23 protein-coding genes are annotated in these 21,215 nt (G+C 59.8%); 14 read left to right on the top strand and 9 right to left on the bottom strand.

All coding sequences use genetic code 11. The features are described 5' to 3' along the window. Window positions 1–169: 169 nt before the first annotated feature. From HPY65_02855 to HPY65_02830, 6 genes are all read right to left on the bottom strand, one after another. Window positions 170–1,102, bottom strand: a complete 933-nt coding sequence (locus HPY65_02855) for a UDP-3-O-acyl-N-acetylglucosamine deacetylase (GenBank protein ID NPU83403.1) — start codon at window positions 1,100–1,102, stop codon at window positions 170–172. Window positions 1,103–1,331: 229 nt separating this feature from the next. Beyond that, the gene (locus tag HPY65_02850; GenBank protein ID NPU83402.1) at window positions 1,332–1,928 is read right to left on the bottom strand and encodes an epoxyqueuosine reductase QueH; all 597 of its coding nucleotides are present in this window, start codon (window positions 1,926–1,928) and stop codon (window positions 1,332–1,334) included. Continuing rightward, window positions 1,925–2,932, bottom strand: a complete 1,008-nt coding sequence (ruvB, locus tag HPY65_02845) for a Holliday junction branch migration DNA helicase RuvB (GenBank protein ID NPU83401.1) — start codon at window positions 2,930–2,932, stop codon at window positions 1,925–1,927. Before ruvB ends, HPY65_02850 begins: the two co-directional genes overlap by 4 nt. Before the next feature lie 259 nt (window positions 2,933–3,191). After that, window positions 3,192–3,800, bottom strand: a complete 609-nt coding sequence (gene ruvA, locus HPY65_02840; protein NPU83400.1) for a Holliday junction branch migration protein RuvA — start codon at window positions 3,798–3,800, stop codon at window positions 3,192–3,194. Next, window positions 3,800–4,297, bottom strand: coding sequence for a crossover junction endodeoxyribonuclease RuvC (gene ruvC / locus HPY65_02835; protein ID NPU83399.1), 498 nt, complete (start codon window positions 4,295–4,297; stop codon window positions 3,800–3,802). Before ruvC ends, ruvA begins: the two co-directional genes overlap by 1 nt. A 26-nt stretch (window positions 4,298–4,323) precedes the next feature. Then, complete coding sequence (locus tag HPY65_02830; GenBank protein ID NPU83398.1) at window positions 4,324–5,070, bottom strand: YebC/PmpR family DNA-binding transcriptional regulator; 747 nt, start codon at window positions 5,068–5,070, stop codon at window positions 4,324–4,326. Between the two features lie 179 nt (window positions 5,071–5,249). Between HPY65_02830 and trxB the strand changes: the two genes are divergently transcribed. Beyond that, the gene (trxB, locus tag HPY65_02825; GenBank protein NPU83397.1) at window positions 5,250–6,215 is read left to right on the top strand and encodes a thioredoxin-disulfide reductase; all 966 of its coding nucleotides are present in this window, start codon (window positions 5,250–5,252) and stop codon (window positions 6,213–6,215) included. Here the strand turns inward: trxB and HPY65_02820 are convergent. From HPY65_02820 to HPY65_02810, 3 genes are all read right to left on the bottom strand, one after another. Further along, on the bottom strand, window positions 6,209–6,628 hold the full coding sequence (locus tag HPY65_02820) for a DUF1893 domain-containing protein (GenBank protein ID NPU83396.1): 420 nt from the start codon (window positions 6,626–6,628) through the stop codon (window positions 6,209–6,211). The genes trxB and HPY65_02820 overlap by 7 nt on opposite strands. An 81-nt stretch (window positions 6,629–6,709) precedes the next feature. Then, on the bottom strand, window positions 6,710–7,042 hold the full coding sequence (locus HPY65_02815; protein ID NPU83395.1) for a QacE family quaternary ammonium compound efflux SMR transporter: 333 nt from the start codon (window positions 7,040–7,042) through the stop codon (window positions 6,710–6,712). Window positions 7,043–7,087: 45 nt separating this feature from the next. Then, window positions 7,088–7,717 (bottom strand): DJ-1/PfpI family protein, encoded by a 630-nt coding sequence (locus tag HPY65_02810; protein ID NPU83394.1) that lies wholly within the window; start codon window positions 7,715–7,717, stop codon window positions 7,088–7,090. 297 nt (window positions 7,718–8,014) lie between these two features. Here HPY65_02810 and HPY65_02805 point away from each other — a divergent pair, with 297 nt between their 5' ends. The 13 genes from HPY65_02805 (at window position 8,015) to casB (ending at window position 21,197) form a co-directional block, all read left to right on the top strand. Then, window positions 8,015–8,860 (top strand): prolipoprotein diacylglyceryl transferase, encoded by an 846-nt coding sequence (locus tag HPY65_02805; GenBank protein NPU83393.1) that lies wholly within the window; start codon window positions 8,015–8,017, stop codon window positions 8,858–8,860. A 19-nt stretch (window positions 8,861–8,879) separates the two neighbouring features. Beyond that, entirely contained in the window at window positions 8,880–9,011 is a 132-nt protein-coding gene (locus HPY65_02800; GenBank protein ID NPU83392.1) for an NAD(P)-binding protein, read from the top strand. Window positions 9,012–9,014: 3 nt separating this feature from the next. Continuing rightward, window positions 9,015–10,214 (top strand): FAD-dependent oxidoreductase, encoded by a 1,200-nt coding sequence (locus HPY65_02795; GenBank protein ID NPU83391.1) that lies wholly within the window; start codon window positions 9,015–9,017, stop codon window positions 10,212–10,214. Window positions 10,215–10,276: 62 nt separating this feature from the next. Continuing rightward, window positions 10,277–11,098, top strand: coding sequence for a DUF350 domain-containing protein (locus HPY65_02790; GenBank protein NPU83390.1), 822 nt, complete (start codon window positions 10,277–10,279; stop codon window positions 11,096–11,098). 19 nt (window positions 11,099–11,117) lie between these two features. Further along, window positions 11,118–11,738, top strand: coding sequence for a hypothetical protein (locus tag HPY65_02785; protein NPU83389.1), 621 nt, complete (start codon window positions 11,118–11,120; stop codon window positions 11,736–11,738). Between the two features lie 5 nt (window positions 11,739–11,743). Beyond that, entirely contained in the window at window positions 11,744–12,940 is a 1,197-nt protein-coding gene (locus HPY65_02780) for a glutathionylspermidine synthase family protein (GenBank protein NPU83388.1), read from the top strand. Between the two features lie 6 nt (window positions 12,941–12,946). Next, entirely contained in the window at window positions 12,947–13,909 is a 963-nt protein-coding gene (locus tag HPY65_02775) for a TerC family protein (protein NPU83387.1), read from the top strand. 15 nt (window positions 13,910–13,924) lie between these two features. Beyond that, a complete protein-coding gene (locus tag HPY65_02770) occupies window positions 13,925–14,701 on the top strand; it encodes an RNA methyltransferase (protein NPU83386.1) in 777 nt (258 codons plus the stop codon). 61 nt (window positions 14,702–14,762) lie between these two features. Beyond that, window positions 14,763–15,632 carry an alpha/beta hydrolase gene (locus HPY65_02765; GenBank protein ID NPU83385.1) on the top strand — a complete coding sequence of 290 codons (870 nt, stop codon included), beginning with the start codon at window positions 14,763–14,765 and terminating at the stop codon, window positions 15,630–15,632. Between the two features lie 379 nt (window positions 15,633–16,011). After that, window positions 16,012–16,542: a 3'-5' exonuclease gene (locus tag HPY65_02760; GenBank protein ID NPU83384.1), complete on the top strand. Its 531-nt coding sequence runs from the start codon at window positions 16,012–16,014 to the stop codon at window positions 16,540–16,542. Further along, window positions 16,539–19,175 carry a CRISPR-associated helicase/endonuclease Cas3 gene (cas3, locus tag HPY65_02755; protein ID NPU83383.1) on the top strand — a complete coding sequence of 879 codons (2,637 nt, stop codon included), beginning with the start codon at window positions 16,539–16,541 and terminating at the stop codon, window positions 19,173–19,175. Before HPY65_02760 ends, cas3 begins: the two co-directional genes overlap by 4 nt. Continuing rightward, window positions 19,172–20,752: a type I-E CRISPR-associated protein Cse1/CasA gene (casA, locus tag HPY65_02750; protein NPU83382.1), complete on the top strand. Its 1,581-nt coding sequence runs from the start codon at window positions 19,172–19,174 to the stop codon at window positions 20,750–20,752. The genes cas3 and casA overlap by 4 nt, the downstream gene beginning before the upstream one ends. After that, on the top strand, window positions 20,736–21,197 hold the full coding sequence (gene casB / locus HPY65_02745; GenBank protein NPU83381.1) for a type I-E CRISPR-associated protein Cse2/CasB: 462 nt from the start codon (window positions 20,736–20,738) through the stop codon (window positions 21,195–21,197). The genes casA and casB overlap by 17 nt, the downstream gene beginning before the upstream one ends. Window positions 21,198–21,215 lie beyond the last annotated feature (18 nt).

The raw sequence follows: 21,215 nt of genomic DNA, 5'->3' as shown, positions 1-21,215 counted from the left end.
TCCTTGGCAAAAACGTTCCTCCCCGGACGGAAGGGGTTTTCGGGACTCGCCCGACTCCGTCCGCCGGAAGGCAAGCTTGGATCTTAAGGAACTGTCACGGAAATTGCAAGCTCCAGATGTGGACCTTGGACGCTACAACAAGGCGGGAAGATTAATATTTTCCAGAGGATCAGGCCCGGGCGGCATCGAGGATGCGGAACTCCGGAATGCGCAGCGCCCGGAACTGCTCCGGGACGGCCTCTCCAACGGGATGGTCGATGATCTCCCGGTTTTCCTCCTGGGACATCAGCGCCTTCAGGAGGAGGTTATTCATTTTATGCCCGGACTTGTAGGCCACAAAATGGCCGATGATGGGCATCCCCAGAAGGGCAAGGTCGCCGACGGCATCCAGGATCTTGTGCTTCACGAACTCATCGGGAAACCGGAGGCCCTCCTTGTTGAGAACCCGCTCGTCGTCCAGAACGACGGCGTTCCCCAGGGAGCCGCCCAGAGCGAGTCCCCGGGCCTGCAGGTATTCGACGTCCCGGAGAAAGCCGAACGTACGGGCGGAACAGATCTCCCGCTCGTAACGCTCGTCGGTGAAGGTCATGGAATAGGACTGCTGGCCGATGATGGGGTGCTTGAAGTCGATTTTATAGGTAATTTTGAATTCCTGCGCCGGCAGGAACATGGCCGTCCCCGTTCCGTCCGAAACCGATACTTCCCGGCGAACCACCAGCACTTTCTTGTGTTTGCCCTGGGTCAGGGTCCCCACGCCCTTGAGCATCTCGACGAAGGGCCGGGCGCTGCCGTCCATGATGGGAACTTCAGGGGCGTCCACTTCCACGATGGCATTGTCGATCCCCATGCCCCAGAAGGCCGAGAGGAGATGCTCCACCGTGGAGATGCTGGCGCCGTTCGTGCCGATGGTGGTGGCAAGGGTCGTATCCGCCACATTGTTATAATCCGCCTGGATTCGATATCCTGAGGGGATATCCCTGCGGATGAACACAATCCCCTCGTCCACCCCGGCGGGCCGGATCGTCATGGAGACCTTCCGTCCCGAGTGCAACCCTGTGCTGTGACAGTTGATTTCTTTCTTGAGCGTTCTTTGTAAATGCATAGTACCCACGGCTGTAAATGTGATGGAGTCTTAAAAAGCAAGATCCACACCATGTTGCCCGGCCGGAGCGAGAAACAGGGTTGAATCTTGGAATGACCCCTCATATTGAACGTTTAACGGCAAGATTTTGCGGCCTGCCCGATCCAGGATCTTTCCCGGGTGTGTCGAAAAGAACACACGACATCTGTCGGTTCGAAATTAGACGCCGGGACATGGCCCGGCGTTGCCGTCATCCGCATCCGGGAGGCATCCTGGCGCCGGCCGGTTCCTTCTCGGCCGCCTGCTTCACCGTTCGGTGCGGACGATAAAACCGCTCCTTCTCGCTGAAGACGCAGCCGCAATAGGGCTGCCGATAGAGACCCATGTGGCGGGACAGGCGGAGCCCCTCCTGCCATCCCTCCCGGAAATCCCGGTAAAGAAAGGGAATGTCGTGCCGCCGGCTGATCTCCGTTGCGACTTCCCGGATCTGATCGTGCCGCTGGTAACGGCTGTAGAGAAGGGTCGTGGTGAAGGCGTCGAAGCCTCCGGCCTTGGCGGCCTCGGCCGCCCGATCCAGACGGAGCCGGTAACACTGAGTGCATCGGTCGGGCCCCAGGGGCAGGACGGCCTGAAGGTACTCCTCCAGGGGATAGTCCTCGGGCCAGATGACCGGGAAGGGGGCCATCTCCGCGTACTCCCGGAGCGTCTCCAGGCGCCGCTGGTGTTCCTGGAAAGGATGGATGTTGGGGTTGAAAAACATGCCCGTGATTTCATGGCCCTCGTCCCGGAGTTCACCCACCGGGACGATGGCGCACGGGGCGCAGCAGATGTGAAGCAGAACGTTCATAACAACTCCCCCTGGCGGGCGCCGGGCCAGGCCAGGCCGAAGTGGTCGTAAGCCGCCTTCGTCGCCAGCCGCCCCCGGGCGGTCCGCTGAATGTAGCCCTCCTGAACCAGGAAAGGCTCGTAAACGTCTTCCAGCGTAGTTCGCTCCTCCCCGATGGCCGACGACAGGCTGTCGATTCCCACGGGCCCGCCGCCGAATTTTTCAATCAGGGTCAGGAGGATCCGCCGGTCCATGTGATCGAACCCCCGGCCGTCCACCTCGAAGAGTTCCAGGGCCCGGACGACCACCTCGCGGTCGACCTTTCCCCGGGCCTTCACCTGGGCATAATCGCGGACGCGCCGGAGAAGCCGGTTGGCGATCCGGGGCGTGCCCCGGCAGCGGCGGGCCAGCTCCACCGCCCCTTCGTCGTCGACGGCGATGGACAGGATGCCGGCGGAACGCCGGATGATCACGGCCAGTTCCTCGGGATCGTAGAAATCGAAGCGGAAGCTCATGCCGAATCGGTCCCGGAGCGGAGACGTCAGGAGTCCCGCCTTCGTGGTGGCGCCGATCAGGGTGAACCGGGGGATGCCCAGCTTCATGGAGCGGGCGGACGGTCCCTGGCCGATGAGGATGTCGATGTGGTAATCCTCCATGGCCGGGTAGAGGATTTCCTCGACGACGTGGGAGAGGCGGTGGATCTCGTCGATGAAGAGAACGTCCTGGTCATGGAGGTTCGTGAGGATCGCCGCCAGGTCCCCGGGCCGCTCGATGACGGGGCCGGAGGTCACCTTGATGTCCACCCCCATCTCCCGGGCCACGATATAGGCCAGGGTCGTCTTGCCGAGGCCGGGGGGGCCGTAGAGAAGCACATGGTCCAGGGCCTCGCCGCGCTCCCGGGCCGCCTGGATGAACAGGGACAGGTTTCCCTTGATCTTCGGCTGGCCGATATATTCGTCCAGACTCCGGGGACGAAGCGACACATCCAGGCCGGTATCTTCCTCGATGACCGCCGGATGGACCAGCGGGTTTCTCTCTTCCGGGGCTTCCTGTTTTCGCTTGTTTGTCACCCGGACTTTCCTTTCCGGTCCCGGATCCGGGGATTCCGTCCTCGGCGGGACCACAGCCGTCCGTTCTCGGTCAAACCTCAGCCCGTTCGCTTATGCATTCACAGGCTGATCAAAAAGGGTTGGATGCAAGGCGCCCGAAGTCGTGAGCCATGAGGCTTACTTTATAGTACGTCGAATGGCGAAGGACAAGGGCAACGCTGCAGACGGCCGCTTTTCAACTGCCTGAAAGGATCTTGAGAGCACCCTTCAACAGTCCGTCGAGCGTCGTCGGGGCCGGGATTTCGCGGGCCGCCTTGTCCAGCGCGCTCTTTGCCGACGTTTCCTTGTAACCCAGGTTCAGGAGCGCCGAGAGAACATCCTCTTCCATGACGGCAACCCCCTGTGGCGTCTCGCCGGGTCCCGCCGCGGGCGTTAATCCGGCCTTCAGGATCCGGTCCTTCAGTTCCAGGACCATCCGCTCGGCCATTTTGCGGCCCACGCCGGGAATCCTCACCAGGCGAGCCAGGTCTCCCCGGGTAATGGCCGCCGCCAGTTCCTCCGGGGTGATTCCCGACAGGATGTTCATGGCCAGCCGGGGGCCGATTCCAGTGACGGCGATCATCATCTGGAAGAGTCCCCGCTGGGCCGGATCGGGGAAGCCGAAGAGCTGGATGGCGTCCTCGCGCACATGCGTATGGATGTGCAGGACCAGATTCTCGCCCGCCTCCGGGAGATCGTAGATGGCGGTTAGGGGAACGAAAACGCGGTACCCCACGCCACCGACGTCCAGGGTGACGGAGCTGAGCGACTTTTCGAGAAGAATGCCCTGAATCCGGGCGATCATCAGACCGTTTTGTCCTTTCCGAAATGGGCGTGGCAAATGGCCACCGCCAAGGCATCCGAGGCATCCGCCGGCGCCTCCCCGGGAAGCCGCAGAATTGCCTTGACCATACTCTGCACCTGGGTTTTCTCCGCCCGTCCGTACCCGACGACAGCTTTCTTGATCTCCAGGGGGGTGTATTCAAAAACCGGCAGGCCGCCGTGGTTTCCGGCGAGGATGGCGACGCCCCTCAACTGGCCCTGGCGGATCAGGCTCCGGACGTTTTTTCCGAAAAAGATGTCCTCGATGGCCATGACATCCGGGGCGGACTCGCGGATCAGATCCTCGATCCCTTTGTATACCGTGGACAGGGCAACGGTAAGCGAGGCCCCCCGGGGCGGGCGGATCTCCCCATAGGTCATGCAGGTGAGGCCAGCCCTCCGCTTTTCCACCACGCCGTACCCCGTCACGTGGCTGCCGGGGTCGATGCCGAGAATTCGAAAGGGGTTATCCGCTCGCATGCCGCAGGAGACGCGCGAAAAGCCGGTCAGCTCAACTTTTCCATCACGTCGTCGGCGATGTCGAAATTCGCGTAGACGTTCTGGACGTCGTCGTTGTCCTCGAGCTTCTCCATCATCTTGAGCATCTGCTCCGCCTTGTTCCCGTCCAGCTTGACGAGGTTCTGGGGGATCATGGTCACCTTCGCCTCGAGGAACTTCAGGCCCTTCTCCTGCAAGACCTTCCGGACGCCTTCGAAGGACAGCGGATCGGTGAGGACCTCGAATTCGTTCTCCTCCTCCCGGACGTCCTCCGCCCCGGCCTCCAGGGCAAGCTCCATGAGTTCGTCCTCGCCGATCTGCTTCTTGTCGATGAGAATGCTGCCGTGTTTCGAGAAGATCCAGGATACGCAGCCGTTTTCCCCCAGGTTCCCCCCGTGCTTGGAGAGGATGTGGCGGATCTCGGCCACCGTCCGGTTCTTGTTGTCCGTCATGATTTCCACCATCAGCGCCACGCCGCCGGGACCGTATCCTTCATAGGTGACTTCCTCGTAACTCACCGAACCCAGCTCACCCGCTCCCTTCTTGATGGCCCGCTCGATGTTGTCCTTGGGCATGTTTTCATCCCGGGCGGCGATGACCGCCTGACGGAGACGCGCGTTCGCTTCGGGATCGCCGCCGCCCAGCCTGGCGGCCAGGCTGATTTCCTTGGCGAGTTTCGTGAAGATCTTGCCGCGCTTCGCGTCGATGGCGCCTTTTTTCCGCTTGATGGTGCTCCATTTGGAATGGCCGGACATAAGGGATTTCTCCTTGGAAACGGAACGGGTTAAGTTCCATAAATATTCTGATTTATTCGCCGTTTCATAGCATACCCACTCCTGCTTGCCAAGGCAAAAAAGGCCGTCCGTTGACAGGTCCGCCCCGATTGTCTAAAGGGTGTAAAACGATTCCGCAACCGGCGGACAGGAGGCTTTCCATGGCAGAAGCGGCGCATCCGGACCAACCCTGGGACGTGGCCATCATCGGCGGAGGTCCGGCGGGCCTGACGGCAGGCATCTACGCCGCCCGGGCCAACCTCCGGACGATCCTGGTCCAGGGGGCCTCCACCGTCTCCCAGATCACCATCACCGACATGATCGAGAACTATCCGGGGTTTCCGGAGGGCATCAACGGATTCGACCTGGTGGAGCGCCTGAAGAAGCAGGCGGCGCAGTTCGGCCTGGAAATCCTGTCCGAGGACACGACGTCCCTGGAAGCCGGCCGCCGGGGAGACCTTCCGGTCTGGCGGATCAGCGCGGGCGGGAAAACGATCGACGCCCTGTCGGTAGTCCTGGCTACAGGGGCCTCCTGGAGGAGGCTCGGCGTCCCGGGTGAGGAAGCGTTCATCGGCCGGGGGGTCTCCTTCTGCGCCACCTGCGACGGGCCCTTTTACCGGAACCGCGAGGTCGTCGTCGTCGGGGGCGGCAACACGGCCATCCAGGAAGCCCTGTTCCTGACCCACTTCGCCGGAAAGGTGACCGTGGTCCACCGGCGGGACCGCCTTCGCGCCGTGGGGATTCTCCAGGACAGGGCCTTCGCCAACGAAAAGATCGCCTTCGCGTGGAACTCCGTCGTGCAGGAAATCCTCGGGAAAGAGACGGTGGAGGCCGTGCGTCTCCGGGACGTCAAGACGGGGGAGGAAAGGGAAGTCCCGACGGAGGGCGTGTTCCTGTTCGTGGGGCTGATCCCCAATACGGACCTTGTCCGGGACCTTGCCGATTGCGAACCCGACGGGGCCGTCCGGGTGGATCGGGCGATGCGGACTTCGGCACCGGGCATTTTCGCCTGCGGGGACTGCACGGTCACCCCCCTGCGGCAGGTCATCACCGCCTGCGGTGATGGAGCCGTTGCGGCTTACTCGGCCCAGCTCTACGTGGAGGACCTCAAGGGCACGGCTTACTGACCGGTGGGTTGCCCTGCCGCACCGGAGGCGATCATCGCCCGGATTTCCTTCTCAAACCGACCCGGATCTTCCACGGCCAGGGCGATCCGCTCCCCCGGACAGACGGCGCCACCGTCCTGCGTCAGGATGGCGGGAACGGTTCCCTCCGCTTCCAGGGGAATGCCTCTTGCACCAAGGAACCGCGCCGCCGGCTCCGAGGCCGTCCGCGCCGCGATTTCCCGCACGATCCCCGAGTCCGCCGCAAGCCTCGCCGCCGCCAGGCCCATGATCTTGTCGTGGAGCACGCAGTCCCGGAAGTCCCGGCAGGCGTCCAGGCACTCCACCAGCGGCCGGAGCCCCTTCCCCTGCGACGAGAAGACCCGCCGCCCCCCGGAGAAGAGGGCCAGATTGTAATCCCGGAAACGATTTTCCATCAGGTCCGCGAGCCTCCGATCGGCAAGAACAAGTGGCGGGGGGACTTATAAATATCTGTCCCCTTTCTCCTTTTCTGCCGTCTAATGTACGAGTGTCCTTGAGAAAACATTCATCACAACAACCCCCGCCGCAATCAGGACGATTCCCATGATCGCCGGCGCATCGAGTTTCTGGTCCAGGAAAATCCAGGCTACCACGGAAATGAGCGCCATGCCGACTCCCGACCAGACGGCGTACGCAACCCCCACCGGAATGGTGCGGAGCGTCAGGGACAGGAGATAGAAAGCTGCGCCGTAGCCCGCAACGACGAGAAGCGAAGGCAGGAGCCTCGTGAAACCTGCACTGCTCTTGAGCGCCGAGGTGGCTATCACCTCGCTGACGATTGCGATCGCGAGAAAAATCCAATTCTTCATGCACTCCCCCAAAAACGGTTTCGCAGACGACCCCGCCCGGGCTTCTCAGCCCCCCCTCTTCAGATATGCCGGGGCATTGCTGCTCTTTTCGAATCCGCCGTAAGATCGGGTGGCGGGGTAATACTCAGCGGAAAACTGGGCGATGCCCGCGGCCTGTTCCCCCGCCGTCTCGGCGATGAAGGCGAGCATCATGTCGATCCCGGCGGACACGCCGGCGGCCGTCCAGACGGGCCCGTCGCGGGTGAACCGGTCTTCCTCGACGTTCACGTCTCCAAGTTCACGGAGCCGATTCAGGGAACCCCAGTGGGTCGTCGCCTTCCGTCCGTTCAGGAGCCCGGCGCGGTGCAGCAGGAAGGAGCCGGTGCAGACCGAAAGCACGGCCCGGCACGATTTCGCCTGCCCGGCGATGAAATCGATCAGGGCCGGATTGTCGACCTCCCGGCGCGTCCCCTCGCCCCCGGGGACCAGAAGATAATCCAGCGGCGGGCAATCCGCGAAAGTAACATGCGGAAGGACGATCAGGCCCTTGGCGCAGGCGACCGGCCCGGATGTCTCGGCAATGATCAGCCGGGTATCCGGCCCCCCGGCGAACTTGCTCCACATGCCGAGGATTTCCCAGGGACCCGCGAAATCCAGCTCCTCCACGTTCGGGAAAATCAGGACGCCCCAATTCATAACGCCTCCGTTTGCAGTGCCGTCTCGGGAAGGGACGCTCCGGGTGAAACGCGCATCAACTGACACGACCGCGGCCCGTCCGGACCGCAGCAACGATACAGAAGGCGCCACCCCCTGTCAATACACCCCGGTTTCACGGACTTCCGTTGCGCATCGGCCGCCCGCTGTGGTAAGAGACTGCCGGTGTACACCGCGAACGGGGCCGGCCGGGTTGTCGGAAGGGCCGCCCGGCAGGAACCTCCACTTCTTCGATCCCCGCTGCATCGCAGGAATTCAGGGCGGGAGAAAGCAGACTTCATGGACAATCCGACCGGCTGGGCGAGCCTCCCCAGCCACATCAGCCCCTTCCTCTTCCAGTTCGGATCCTTCCAGCTTCGCTGGTACAGCCTGATGTACCTGGCGGCCTTCGGACTCACCTACTTCCTGGTGGTCCGCCGGATCCGCCAGGAAAAGTTCCCCTACACGCCTGAGACGATCCAGGATCTCTTCATCTGGATCATTTTCGGCCTGATCCTGGGCGGCCGCCTCGGGTACGTTCTGTTTTACAACCTGGATTACTACCTCGGACATCCCCTGGAGATCCTTCTGCCGTTCGAATTCAGCGGCGGCGGTATGCGCTTCGTCGGCATCAGCGGCATGTCGTTCCACGGCGGGCTCGTGGGAGTGGTCCTGGCGGCCGTCTGGTTCTGCCGGCGCAACGGCATCGCCTTCTGGAACATGGCGGACCTGATCTGCCCAACCGTTCCACTGGGCTACACCTTCGGCCGGCTCGGGAATTTCCTGAACGGCGAACTCTGGGGGCGCGCCACGACGATGCCCTGGGGGATGTACTTTCCACTCGACCCCACGGGCCTGCTTCGCCACCCCTCCCAACTCTACGAGGCCCTTTTCGAAGGCGTCGTCCTCTTTGCAATCCTCTGGGCGATCCGCCGGAAAAGTCCCTTTGACGGGTTCCTGCTCTCCATGTATCTGATCGGCTACGGCCTTATCCGGTTTGTCATCGAGTTCTTCAGGGAACCCGATGCCCAGCTCGGGCTTCTCTTGTTTTCCCTCAGCATGGGCCAGCTCCTCTGCCTGCTGATGATCGGGGCGGGACTGGCGGTCTTCATGATGCGTAAAACCGCCGCGGAGCGGAATCGATAATCGCAAAGGAGGATCCGGCATGAGCAAGAACCTGATCGTGATCGGCGCCGGCGCCGGAGGCGCCTCTGCGGCAGCGGAGGCCCGGCGGAAGGACCCGGGATTGACCGTTACGATGATCGAGCGGACGCCCCACACATCCACCGCCGCCTGACCGATGCCCTATTACATCGGCGATGTAATCAAGGACAATCGGAAGCTGGTGGCCCGGACCCCGGAGCAGTTCCGGGAGACGGGAATTGAAGTCTTCACGGAAACCCGGGTGGGAACCGTGGACATCAAGGAGCAGGCGGTGCTCACGGAAGACGGGAAAAAGCTGCCTTTCGATTTCCTCGTCTTCGGCACCGGAACCAGGGCCTTCACGCCGGGGATACCCGGAGAGGACCGCGAGGGCGTCTTTGTCCTCAAGGGCCTGAGCGACGCCATCCGCATCAAGCAGCTTCTTCAGGACACCCCCTGCCGGAGGGCCGTCATCATCGGCGCCGGCTTCATCGGCCTGGAGATGTCTGAGGCCTTCCGCGAGGCGGGCATCGAAACGACCATGGTCCACCGCGGCGCCCTGCCGGCGGCCCGCTGGGATCCCGAGCTGTCGCGTCCGATCCTGGAGGAAATGGAGCGCCATGGCGTGGCCTTCCTGCCGAACACGCTTGTCACGTCCATCGAACCCGGATCGGAATGCCGAAACCGCCTCAACACAAGCGCCGGCCCCCTGGAAGCGGACATCATCCTCCTTGCCCTGGGGGTCCGACCGGACGTCGACCTGGCCCGGGAGTCAGGCATCACCCTCGGACCGTCGGGGGCCATCGCCGTCAACTTCGCCCAGCGCACCTGTGCGGAAAACGTCTACGCAGCGGGAGACTGCTGCGAGTCCTACCACCGGGTGAGCGGCCGCTGGGTCAACATTCCCCTCGGCGACATCGCCAACAAGCAGGGCCGCGTGGCCGGCAGCAACATCGGCGGAGACCCCATGACCTTTCCCGGCATCGTGGGAGCCCAGTCCTTCAAGGTCTTCGGCCTGGAAGCCGCCGCCGCGGGATTGAGCGAGCGGGAGGCGACCGCCGCGGGCTTCCATCCCGTCAGCACCATCCTCTGGGGAAACAGTGCGGCCCGATCCATGCCCACGGCAAGGAGAGTGGGCCTGAAGCTCACAGCGGACCGGGGTACGGGAAAGCTCCTGGGAGTCCAGGCGGTCGGCGAGGCGGGAGCGGTGAGCCGTGTCAACACCCTGTCGGCGGCTCTCTGGGCGAGGATGTCCCTGGAGGACGTGGCGTACCTTGACCTGGCCTACTCTCCGCCCTTCGGCGGCGCCTGGGACCCGATCCACATCGCCGCCCAGGGGCTGCTCCGGAAACTTTGAACAATCCGCGAACCCGGATTGCGCCGATACCGGCGGAATGACCTGACGACAAGGAGTGAACGATGGAACGATACGGCATGATTGTGGTGTACGTGGCGCTCATCCTGGCATTCCTCTACATTTCGAAGCGGATCGCCGACGTCCTCACGAAGTTCGACGACGACCTCGCCGTGGAAAAGGAGGGAAACACCGCCGTTGCGCTGCGCCGGTTCGGGCTTTACGTGGGGATCTGCACCGCCCTGGCGGGGGTTTTCCAGGGGGGGCTCCGGAGGGCGGACCTCGTGGTTTTTCTAACCGACGGGGCCATCACGACGGTTCTCTTTTTCGCCGCCCACCTCCTGAACGACCGCATCCTCGTCCCGGGTGTACGCAACAATGACCTGATCAAGGCGGGAAATGTGCCGACGGGGATCGTGGAGGCCGGCAGCTTCATCGCCACGGGCATCCTGCTGAACGGTGCCTTCGCCGGCGAAACCGGGAGCCTGCTTTCGGCCGTGGCCTTCTTCGCCCTGGCCCAGATCTTCCTGTATCTGGCGGTCTTCCTGCACCAGCGGATCTACCGTTTCCGTACGGCGGCCTGCCTGCAGGAGGGCAACCTCAGCGCCGGGATCACCGTGGCGGGACTGCTCGTGGCCTACAGCATCATCCTGCGGTCCAGCATCGCCGGCGATTTTGTCGGCTGGGCCGAGAGCCTGGGCTGGTTCCTCATCAGCGCTGCTTCGGGAATGCTGTTTCTCCTGATTTTCGAGAAGATCTCCGACTGGATCTTTCTCCCGAAGACGAAACTGGGAGACCAGATCCAGGCGGGAAACAGCGCCGCGGCCCTCCTGGTGCAGGGGCTCGTCATCGCCCTCGCCGTCGTCATCAGCCGCATGATCGTTTGATCGAAAACCGGAGGGAGCCATGAAACAACCGGGACGAAAAAGCCGAATGATCGCCGGGGGCGTCTTTTTCCTGGCCCACACCTTGCTCACGGGATGTGACGAGGCGCCGGTCACGACGACCGGCGGCGGGGACGGGAACGTCATGCAGGAGCGGAAAGCCGGCGTCATGACCCAGATCGAGGAAACGGCGCCGGGGGATTACAAGATCGTGAACGAATACCCCAGCAGCACGACGGGAGTTGTCGTAAAGAGGCGGGACGGAACCAGCGAGACCCTCCCGGAGGACAAGGTCCGCAGCCTCATGGACGGAGCGGGCCAGGAGCGGAGCATGCTGGGCCTGGGGACCGTCCTGTCGGCGGGTCTCCTGGGTTACATGATGGGCAAGAACACAGCCCCGAATCCCTTCGTCTACGGCAACGAGGCCGTCTACCGGCAGAGCCTGGCCAGCCGCCTCCCCCTGGAAGAGCGCCTCAAGGAAGAGGAGCAGCGGGCAGGCAATCCCACGAGAAGCTACTGGTATGGAAGCCGCTACTACGGATACAGCTACGGAAACCGCCAATACACATCGACCTCGCCGGGCGCCCGGAAGAGCGGGTTCTTCTCCCGGATGACCAGCAGTTTCCGAAGCTTCTCGGGCTGAAAGCCGTGCAAATCCTCAGGGTGAACCCCATCCCCCCCTCCATTTTCGAACAGGTCGGGTTTTACTGGTACGACTCCTCCGGCGATCTGGACTATGTGGCGAACGAACTGGTCCAGGTGACGGAAGAGGAGGGGGAGGCATTCTACCGGGCGGCGGAAGAGCTCTACGGCCTCTATGTTCAGGCAGCCCAGCACGTCATCGATCACGGGCTGTTCGACCTCCTGGACATCCCGGACAACCTGGTGGAGATGATCCGGCTCAGTTGGGAGGACGACCGCCACTTCCACCTCCTGGGGCGCTTCGACCTGGCCGGCGGGTTGGACGGGAAGCCCATCAAGCTCATCGAATTCAACGCCGACACGCCCTCGATGATCTTCGAGACGGCCCTTATCCAGTGGATGGTCCTCCGCCACAACGGCCTGGAAGAAGAGTTGCAGTTCAACCGCCTCTACGAAACCCTGCAGGAGTCCTTCATCCGGATGCGCAGCCTCCATCCGGCCTTCGCCGGCGCCGATGCCCCCATCCCGTGCATCCTTTTCTCCTGCCTCGACCTGGGCGTAGAGGACGAGAATACGACCCGCCTCCTGGAGGAAATGGCCTACGAGGCAGGATTCATAACCGGCTTCGAGTACGCCCATGACGTGTGCTTCGACGAGGAGGGGATCTCCAATCCCGCGGGCGACCGTTTTGATTTCTGGTACAAGCTCCTGCCCTACGAGTACATCGGCATGGAGGAGCCGGAGCTGGCGGAGCTCCTGACGGACCTTCTCCGGCGGGACAGGGTCGTCCTTCTGAATCCGCCCTATTCGCTCCTCTTCCAGTCGAAGGGCATTTTGAAGGTCCTCTGGGACCTCTTCCCGGGCCATCCGCTCCTCCTGGAAACATCCTTCGAGCCGCTCCGCGGAACCACCTGCGTGGAGAAAAAGACCTTCAGCCGGGAGGGGGACAACGTGCGCATCCTCGACCAATCGGGAAATGAACTGGACAGAAGGGACGGGGATTATGTATCGTACCGCTCCATTTACCAGGAGTTCGCGGACCTCCCGACCGACAGCGAAGGCCGCCTCTACCAGGCGGGGGTCTTCTTCTCCTGGGAGCCCTGCGGCCTCGGCTTCCGCCGGGAGAAGGGCATCATCCACAACCTCTCCCAGTTCGCAGGGCATGCAGTTCGTGCCGGTTTTCCGGAATCAAGACCAAGGTAGGAGGAAATGACCGTCACCATCGTCGGCTGGACCGTTTTCGCCATTCTCATTCTCGTCTTCCTGGCCCTGGACCTGGGGGTCTTCAACCGGAAGGCCCACGTGGTCCATGTCAGGGAGGCCCTCCTGTGGACCGGCTTCTGGGTCGCCCTGGCCATGCTGTTCTGCGGCGGCGTCTACTGGTTCGAGGGGCACCACAAGGCCCTGGAGTTCCTGGCGGGCTACCTGATCGAGTATTCGCTGAGCGTCGACAACCTCTTCGTCTTCCTGATGATCTTCGGCTATTTCCAGGTGCCCCCCCAGTACGAGCACAAGGCCCTGTTCTGGGGGATTCTCGGCGCCCTCGTCATCCGGGCCGTCTTCATCTTCGCCGGCGTCGCCCTCATCGAGCGGTTCGAGTGGATCATCTATGTCTTCGGCCTGTTCCTGATCTTCACGGCGGCCAAGATGGCCGTGAGCACGGACCGGGAGGTCCACCCGGAGAAGAACCCCGTCCTGAAGGGGCTCCGCAGGATCATGCCGGTGGACCACTCCTTCGACGGAGGCCGCTTTTTCCTGGTCAAAGACGGCATCCGCCATGCCACACCGCTGTTCGCCGTCGTCCTGGCCCTGGAGACGACGGACATCCTCTTCGCCGTCGACTCCATCCCGGCGGTCCTGGCCATCACGACGGACCCCTTCATCGTCTACACGTCCAACGTCTTCGCCATCCTGGGGCTCCGGTCCCTCTTCTTCGCCCTCTCCGGCCTGATGCGGATTTTCCACTACCTCCACTGGGGCCTGGTGGTCATCCTGTCCTTCGTGGGCGTCAAGATGCTCCTGTCCCACCTGGTGATGATCCCCGTCTTCGTCTCCCTCGGAGTGATCGTCGGCGTCCTGGCCCTGTCCATCCTGGCCTCCGTCCTGTGGCCCAAGCCGATCGAGGAGGGAGACACCGGCGTATCCCTGGACGGCGGGCACCCGCCGGCCTGAACGGAGGATCCTGTCTTGATCGATCCCTACCCCGCCCCCTCCCGATCCGAGATCCAGTCCTGGCGGAAGCTCCGCCTGGAGAAATACCGACGGCGGGAAGGCCTGTTCCTGGCGGAGGGGGTGAAGGTGGTCCGGGAGCTCGAACGAAGCGCCCGGTCCGTCTCGGCGGTCCTCGTCCGGAGAGATCGCGGGGAATCCTGGCCGTCCCTGATGGACTCCCTGGCTGAAAGAGCCCCCGTCTATGCGGTGAGGGAGGAAGACTGGAAGGGACTGAGCCAGGACGTCCAGCCCGAGGGGATCATCGCCGTCGTACCAGTTGCCGAGCGGGAGGAGCCGGCGGTGGTCCTGTCGCGGAAGACCGGACCCGTCCTCTGCCTCCACGAGGTGAACAATCCGAACAACCTGGGCGCCCTCATCCGGACGGCCCACTGGTTCGGGATCGGGACGATCCTGCTCGACCCGGGAACGGTCAGCCCGACGAACCCGAAGGCGGTGCGGGCCTCCATGGGGAGCCTTTTCCACCTGAATATCCTGGAAGACGTGGATCTCCGGGAGGCGATCCCGGTCCTGAAGAAGCACGGGCCGGTGGCGGCGGCCGTCGCCGCGGGCGGCATGCCCCCGCACGCGGGCGGTGCTTCGGCGATCCTCCTGGGAAGCGAGAGCCACGGCCTGCCGGAGGATCTCCTGGCCCTGGCGGACGAGCGTTGGACGATCCCCGGGAAAGGCGACGCCGAATCGCTCAGCCTGCCGCAAGCGGCAGCGATCCTGATGTACGCCTGGACCGCCGGCTGATCCTTCATATTCCCTGAACCGCGGGACATGGAATCCCACGGGACCTCACCGGGAGGAAGACATGAAACGCGCTGTGAACCATGCCCTTGCAATCCTGATCGCCCTGCTGGCCTTGGCAGCCCCGGCGCCGGCCGCGGACGCCGTGCCCCCTCCCCAGGGGGAGAAACCGATCCTCGTCATGATCCACGGCATGTTCGTCGGTCCCTGGTGCTGGGATTCCTTCCGGAGCTACTTCGAGGCCCGGGGCTACAAAGTCGTCACCCCGACCCTCCGGTATCACAACATCCCCCTTAGTTCCCCGCCGGATCCCCGCCTCACGGAAACGGGCATCCTGGATTATGCGGCGGACGTGGAGAAGGAGATCCGGGCCCTCCCAACGAAACCGGTCATCATCGGCCACTCCATGGGCGGCCTCATCGCCCAGATCCTGGCCAGCCGGGGCCTGGCGAAGGCGGCGGTCCTCGTGGCGCCGGCCTTTCCCCGGGGCGTCAACCCCCTGTCCTGGACCGGCTTCAAGAGCGCCTGGATGAACATGGGGCGCTGGGGTTCCTGGAAAGAGCCGATCCGCCCGACCTTCGAGGGGGCCGTGTACTCCTCCTTCCACCGCATGCCGGAAGATCAGCGAAAGCGGGTGTTCGAAAAACTGACCTACGAGTCCCCGAAGGCGGCCCTGGAGATCAGCTTCTGGTTCCTCGACCGCAGCAAGGCGACGGAGGTGGACGAATCGAAGGTGACCTGCCCCGTCCTGACCGTCGCCGCCGGGGAGGACCGCCTCCTGCCCCCCTCCATCGTCAAGAAGATCCACCAGAAGTACGGGGCCGTCTCCATGTACCGCGAATTCCCCGGCCGCGACCATTTCATCATCGCCGAACCGGGCTGGCAGGAAGTCGCCGCCTACATCGACGGGTGGATGGGGCGGCTGGGGAGGTGAGAAGCAGTCGGTAGAACTGCTCCCTATCCTGATTTTCCTTCTTTTCTTTTTTCACTCCAAAGAAATGCGACACTCCCTCGTCGTTTGAGCCTTGTTTTCTTCACCATGATACCACAGCATCGTTCTGACCAAACATGCACACCATGTGAATACTATTATTGAATAGCAATAATCTCTGGAACCAGATGGAACGATGCGCTATAGCATCAACCCGGATGTTGATAGCACGACGGAACCGGCCGGACGCCGAATTGAACTCGTGAGCAGCTTCCCTTCCTCACCTTCGACGACGTTCCCCGGAAAGCATCGAAAAACAAATCATCGATCAAAAAGGAATCCAAGAAACAGATTGCCGACGTCCTCTGCCAACGGTGGATTCATGCCAAAGCATCCGTACAGCAAATCCATAGTCTTCTTCGACGTGGAGACCACGGGGCTTTCTCCCACCCATGGACACCGGATCATCGAGATCGGAGCGATAGCCGTTTCCCGCCATGGATCAACCGTCTCCGAATTTCACAGCCTTGTTAATCCAGGGGTACCGATTTCCAAAAGTGCAGCAAAGGTTCACGGCATTACACAGAACATGCTTCACGGCCAGCCCGCGCCGGAAGAAATCATCCCGCGCTTCCAGGACTTTATTCGTGACAGCCTGCTCGTCGCCCACAATGCACCGTTTGACCTCCGTTTTCTTCGTTACGAATTCCAGCGTCTCCGAATGAACCTCACACATCCCCACGTTTGCACCTTGGAAATGAGCCGCCGCCGCTGCCCACATCTTCCGAACCACCGCCTGGAAACCGTCCATCGCCACCTGTGCGGCCAGGCTGAAAATTGCGGCCAGAACCATCGCGCCTTGGCCGATGCCCGCATGGTAGCTCAAATCTGGATGAAGATGGAGGGGAGATGAGCATACAGCCCGCCTATTACCGGTATTGGGGAAAAGCGGATAGGGAAGGAGCGAGCTACCATCTTTTGCCTTATCACTGCCTGGATGTGGCGGCGGTCATTGCCACGTGGTGGGATGCCAGTGCAACGATTCGAAGGAGCTTTTGTCAATATTCCGCTGTGACCGAGACGCAGATACGTGCATGGCTCTTGATGTTTACAGCCCTCCACGATTACGGAAAGTACGACATTCGTTTCCAACTAAAAGTCAAACCTGCATGGAAAGCACTTTACCCTCTCTCCGATGAAAGTCGCCGCCTACCCTCTGAATATGAATGCAGGGAGTACATGCATGGCGAAAACGGACTGTCATGGTTCAAGCAAGACTTCTTCCGATGTTTCGGATGCAGCCAGAGCAATTCCATGTTCGTTGACGAAGATGACCCGGCTCATTGGTTGCAGTGGAAACCCTGGATTGAGGCGACAACCGGGCATCACGGCCATGTGAAGGACGTTTCTTATATTCGAGAAACTGCTCTGTCTTCACTATCTGACCAGGGGCCTGCAGAGTTAGATCGCACGGTACGCATCTCGTGGCTGGAAACACTTTGCCAATTCTTTTTGCAACCAGTAGGCCTTTCTTTGAATGACAGCCCGCCGCCTCCATCACCCCTTCTCGCGGGACTCTGTTCTGTGGCCGATTGGCTTGCATCCCGTTGCGATGAGGTGAACTTTACCTTTCAGAATCAAAAGGAGCCGCTTTCCTCATATTTTGAAAGAAAGCTTTCGGATGATGCACCCCGAATTTTTTCTTTCTCAGGAATTAACGGTTCCCCAAAAGATTACGGCGGCATACAACAATTGTTGCCGGTCTGCACCTCACCCCATCCTCTCCAGACCATGGTTAATGATCTGCCTCTGCACTCTGCATTGACGATTATTGAGGCCCCCACCGGTTCAGGAAAAACGGAAGCAGCCCTCGCCTATGCATGGCGACTATTGGCCGCTGACTTAGTCGATTCGATCATTTTCGCTCTGCCGACCCAGGCAACGGCAAACGCCATGTTGGGGCGATTGGAGACAGTCGCAACGAAACTATTCAATAACTCGCCAAACTTGCTGCTTGCGCACGGTTCAGCAAGATTCAATGACAAATTTGCGGGTCTGAAACGCAAGGGGATCTATGCTGACGGGGAGCCGGACGGATGGGTGCAATGTGGACAGTGGCTCGCGGAAAGCCGAAAGCGGGTTTTCCTCGGTCAGATCGGAATTTGCACAATTGACCAAGTGCTGATCTCCGTCTTGCCGGTCAAACATCGTTTCGTGCGTAGTTTTGGAATCGGACGAAGCATACTCATCGTAGACGAGGTTCATGCCTATGATGCGTACATGTACGGTCTGCTCGAAGAGGTTTTACGCCAACAGCACGCAGCCGGAGCATCAGTCATCCTGATGTCGGCAACCCTGCCGGCAAACCAGAAAAGACAACTTTGCGCAACATGGCAGACCGGCAGTAGAAACATGACAGGACAGGCACCTTATCCTCTAATCACCTGGGTTGGCGAGAATGAATCGGGGCAGTTATCACTCACGCAACAAGATCAACCCAAGTCGCAGGAAGTCAAAGCTGAATGTCTCCGGACTGATAAAATGGAGCCAGATGACAGCATACTACAACGCGCAGTCATGGCTGCCGATGAAGGCGCACAGGTAGCGATAATATGTAATCTCGTTGCTACTGCTCAAGGTGTAGCTCGTAGACTTAAAAATTTTTCGTCGGCGCCCGTAGATCTCTTTCATGCTCGTTACCGTTTCAAGGATAGACAGACAAAAGAGAACAATATCATTCAACAATTTGGCCCCAAAGGCAACCGGGATCAAGGCCGGATCCTAGTGGCCACGCAGGTTGTCGAACAGTCGCTCGACCTTGATTTTGACTGGATCGTGACCCAACTCTGCCCGGTTGACCTCCTTTTTCAGCGGATGGGCCGGCTACATCGGCATGAACATAGCAAGCGTCCGCCAAACTTTGAAAAGCCTGTCTGCACAGTTCTGTTGCCACGAGATAGTGATTATGGACTAACCGGGAAGGTTTACTCGAACACGCGCGTCCTTTGGAGAACCGAACAATTACTCATCAACACAACTGACGAAAAGGTCATGTTCCCTAGCGCTTATCGCAATTGGATTGAACCGGTTTATCAGGAGACAGCATGGGAGAAAGAACCGAATGAGATCACAAAAGCATACGAGCAGTTTGCAAATGACCTTTTCGTTTCCAGAAGCAAGGCTCGTGTGATGATTCATTCCGCAGCGAACCCTTTTGGCGATACGGATGAAGTCGTGGCCGCCGTCACTCGTGACGGGGAGATGAACCTGACGGTAATCCCGTATTTGGAATCGCCGGACGGCAAGCGACTGCTTGATGGCGAGTTGATCGACGACTTGGATGATTACCGGCAAGCAGAAGAACTTGCCCTCAATAGTGTAAGCGTGCCCCATGGTTGGAGAGGATGGCTCAAGAATGCATGCAGGGAGGTTGATGACAAAGGTTGCTGGCTTGCAATGACGGAGAAAGGGGGGAATTTCGTGAGCGAATGGAACAATATTGTTTTCAGGTATCATAGGGATACCGGATTGGAGATGGAAAGATGAATCTTCTTACGGATCAGTGGATACCCGTACGGCCTTTACCTGCTGGGAACCCGGTAAAGATCACTCTGCGACAGCTATTGTGCGAAGATGACAGATGGGAACTCTCTCTCCCGCGTGATGACATGGAGATGGCGGCCTTGCAGTTGCTCATCTGCATAGCGCAGGTCTTCTTCCTGCCGAAGGATATCCAGGAATTAAAACAACGAATTGTATCACCCTTGGAGACGGGCACATTCGATGAAGGATGCGCACCCTATGATGACTGGTTTCAACTTGACCACCCCGAACATCCATTTATGCAGGTAAGAGAAGCCGATGCCAAGGAAATCATCCCAATGGGTAAGCTGATGGCGGGGTTGAGTGGAGCAACCAACAGTTGCTTCGTAAACGAACCCGGACTTGGTTCACACCTTTGTGGTGGGTGTGCTGCAATCGCCTTATTCAATCAAGCCTCTTGCGCACCCAGCTTTGGTGGCGGTTTTAAGTCAAATCTTCGTGATGGACGGTGGCCAGGAAAGGATGGGAAAGGAGGATTTAGCGGTTCTCCAGTAACAACTTTGGTGCAGGGAGAAGATCTTCGACAAACGGTTTGGTTCAATGTCCTGAGTAAAGAAAAAGTGATTGCCGATTTACCGTGGCATCGGGAAACACAAAAACAGAAGCCGACTTGGGTCGATCCTATCAAGGCATTATCAATCATTCCGGCACAGACCATTGGCCTATTAAGGGGACTATTTTGGCAGCCCGCCCACATCGAATTGCTTCCCCTGAATGGACCACACTCTTGTAGTTGCTGTGGCTTTTCCGGACAGAAAGTTTTTAGAGGATTTAAAAGGGTCCAATTTAGATACACAATTCAAGGTCTTTGGCCCCATCCTCATGGTGTGCGGACAACAACATTCAAAAATAATGTGCCTGAAGAAAGATTCATATCTTTTACAACACTGGCTCCTGCTTGGACTCAATTGAGCCGTTTTGTTGTCCAACTCCAGACAGATGATAAGACTGAAGGGCAACAACCGGCAGCAGTTATTAGACAAGCTCAAGGTCTCGTACGTGGACTCCGATTGAACATAGGAGGTTATCGAAATCCAAGTAAACTTGCTGACATCCAGGAGCGCCGTCACGAACTGATTTTTCTCAATGACGGATGGAGTAATCATACAAACATCATTCACGATCTCGTTGAACTCGCCAAGGGATACGGTAATTCACTATTCAATGCACTGGGCGTTTTTATCAAAGGACTCAAGAAGACTAAGAAGTTCACGGGGGCCAAAGGTATTAAAATCAATTTGCACGAGATAGCTAAGGGGAAATTCTTCAGGCGCAGTGAAGATGCGGTGCTCCACACTTTAAGCTGCATTGATTTCGAAAATCCTTCATCGGAATTATTGGCAATGGGTGAGAAGTTGAATCGAATCACCACAAATCTTTTCAATGAATCGGTACATCCGTATCTAAATGATCCCGAATTGGTACGGACAATGGCCATTTCGAGGAAAATTCTGAACAAGAACCTGAAGGCACTCAAACCACAACATGATGGAAGGAGTGACGATGAGACAAACGCATGACTTCATGGAGTTGTATCAGGCATGGCAGAGATTGACATCCGGACCGAAGGCCGAACTACGCCGCGTCAGCCACCCTGAAAACCTCTTGGCAATCCCCGCTTTTTATCGATTGTACAGTGGAAGGGGGAAAACGGAATGGGAAAAGCAAGCCTATCAGAGGCTTATTTATTGCCTCCCCTGTATCAAGGAGCATACGGACAGACCGGTCACGCTGGGCGCTGCACTGGCCGATATCCGTAAGGGCGGCCGTACAGTGGTTAGTGAAAAGAGGCTGTTCCAAGTTGTCCGAAGCAACTTTCCAAACGACATAATCCAGTTACGCCGGGTACTCCGCATGGTTGAGCCAACCGTAAACTGGCAAAAAACAGCTATGACTCTCTGGTACTGGAACGAACGAAGCAAACGTGATTTTCTCGAACAGTTCTTTCTTAATCAAACAAACTGAACATTTTTACCAAAGGAG

This window comes from Syntrophaceae bacterium (genome assembly GCA_013177825.1).
In the GTDB taxonomy this organism is placed as follows: domain Bacteria; phylum Desulfobacterota; class Syntrophia; order Syntrophales; family PHBD01; genus PHBD01.
This window is presented reverse-complemented; position numbering and strand designations above follow the sequence as displayed.

Excerpts from the sequence above, each read along its gene's own strand:
- HPY65_02855 (NPU83403.1), bottom strand. The coding sequence starts at position 1,102 with ATGCATTTACAAAGAACGCTCAAGAAAGAAATCAACTGTCACAGCACA.
- HPY65_02850 (NPU83402.1), bottom strand. The coding sequence starts at position 1,928 with ATGAACGTTCTGCTTCACATCTGCTGCGCCCCGTGCGCCATCGTCCCG.
- ruvA (NPU83400.1), bottom strand. The coding sequence starts at position 3,800 with ATGATCGCCCGGATTCAGGGCATTCTTCTCGAAAAGTCGCTCAGCTCC.
- ruvC (NPU83399.1), bottom strand. The coding sequence starts at position 4,297 with ATGCGAGCGGATAACCCCTTTCGAATTCTCGGCATCGACCCCGGCAGC.
- HPY65_02830 (NPU83398.1), bottom strand. The coding sequence starts at position 5,070 with ATGTCCGGCCATTCCAAATGGAGCACCATCAAGCGGAAAAAAGGCGCC.
- trxB (NPU83397.1), top strand. The coding sequence starts at position 5,250 with ATGGCAGAAGCGGCGCATCCGGACCAACCCTGGGACGTGGCCATCATC.
- HPY65_02820 (NPU83396.1), bottom strand. The coding sequence starts at position 6,628 with ATGGAAAATCGTTTCCGGGATTACAATCTGGCCCTCTTCTCCGGGGGG.
- HPY65_02815 (NPU83395.1), bottom strand. The coding sequence starts at position 7,042 with ATGAAGAATTGGATTTTTCTCGCGATCGCAATCGTCAGCGAGGTGATA.
- HPY65_02810 (NPU83394.1), bottom strand. The coding sequence starts at position 7,717 with ATGAATTGGGGCGTCCTGATTTTCCCGAACGTGGAGGAGCTGGATTTC.
- HPY65_02805 (NPU83393.1), top strand. The coding sequence starts at position 8,015 with ATGGACAATCCGACCGGCTGGGCGAGCCTCCCCAGCCACATCAGCCCC.
- HPY65_02800 (NPU83392.1), top strand. The coding sequence starts at position 8,880 with ATGAGCAAGAACCTGATCGTGATCGGCGCCGGCGCCGGAGGCGCCTCT.
- HPY65_02795 (NPU83391.1), top strand. The coding sequence starts at position 9,015 with ATGCCCTATTACATCGGCGATGTAATCAAGGACAATCGGAAGCTGGTG.
- HPY65_02790 (NPU83390.1), top strand. The coding sequence starts at position 10,277 with ATGGAACGATACGGCATGATTGTGGTGTACGTGGCGCTCATCCTGGCA.
- HPY65_02785 (NPU83389.1), top strand. The coding sequence starts at position 11,118 with ATGAAACAACCGGGACGAAAAAGCCGAATGATCGCCGGGGGCGTCTTT.
- HPY65_02775 (NPU83387.1), top strand. The coding sequence starts at position 12,947 with ATGACCGTCACCATCGTCGGCTGGACCGTTTTCGCCATTCTCATTCTC.
- HPY65_02765 (NPU83385.1), top strand. The coding sequence starts at position 14,763 with ATGAAACGCGCTGTGAACCATGCCCTTGCAATCCTGATCGCCCTGCTG.
- HPY65_02760 (NPU83384.1), top strand. The coding sequence starts at position 16,012 with ATGCCAAAGCATCCGTACAGCAAATCCATAGTCTTCTTCGACGTGGAG.
- cas3 (NPU83383.1), top strand. The coding sequence starts at position 16,539 with ATGAGCATACAGCCCGCCTATTACCGGTATTGGGGAAAAGCGGATAGG.
- casA (NPU83382.1), top strand. The coding sequence starts at position 19,172 with ATGAATCTTCTTACGGATCAGTGGATACCCGTACGGCCTTTACCTGCT.
- casB (NPU83381.1), top strand. The coding sequence starts at position 20,736 with ATGAGACAAACGCATGACTTCATGGAGTTGTATCAGGCATGGCAGAGA.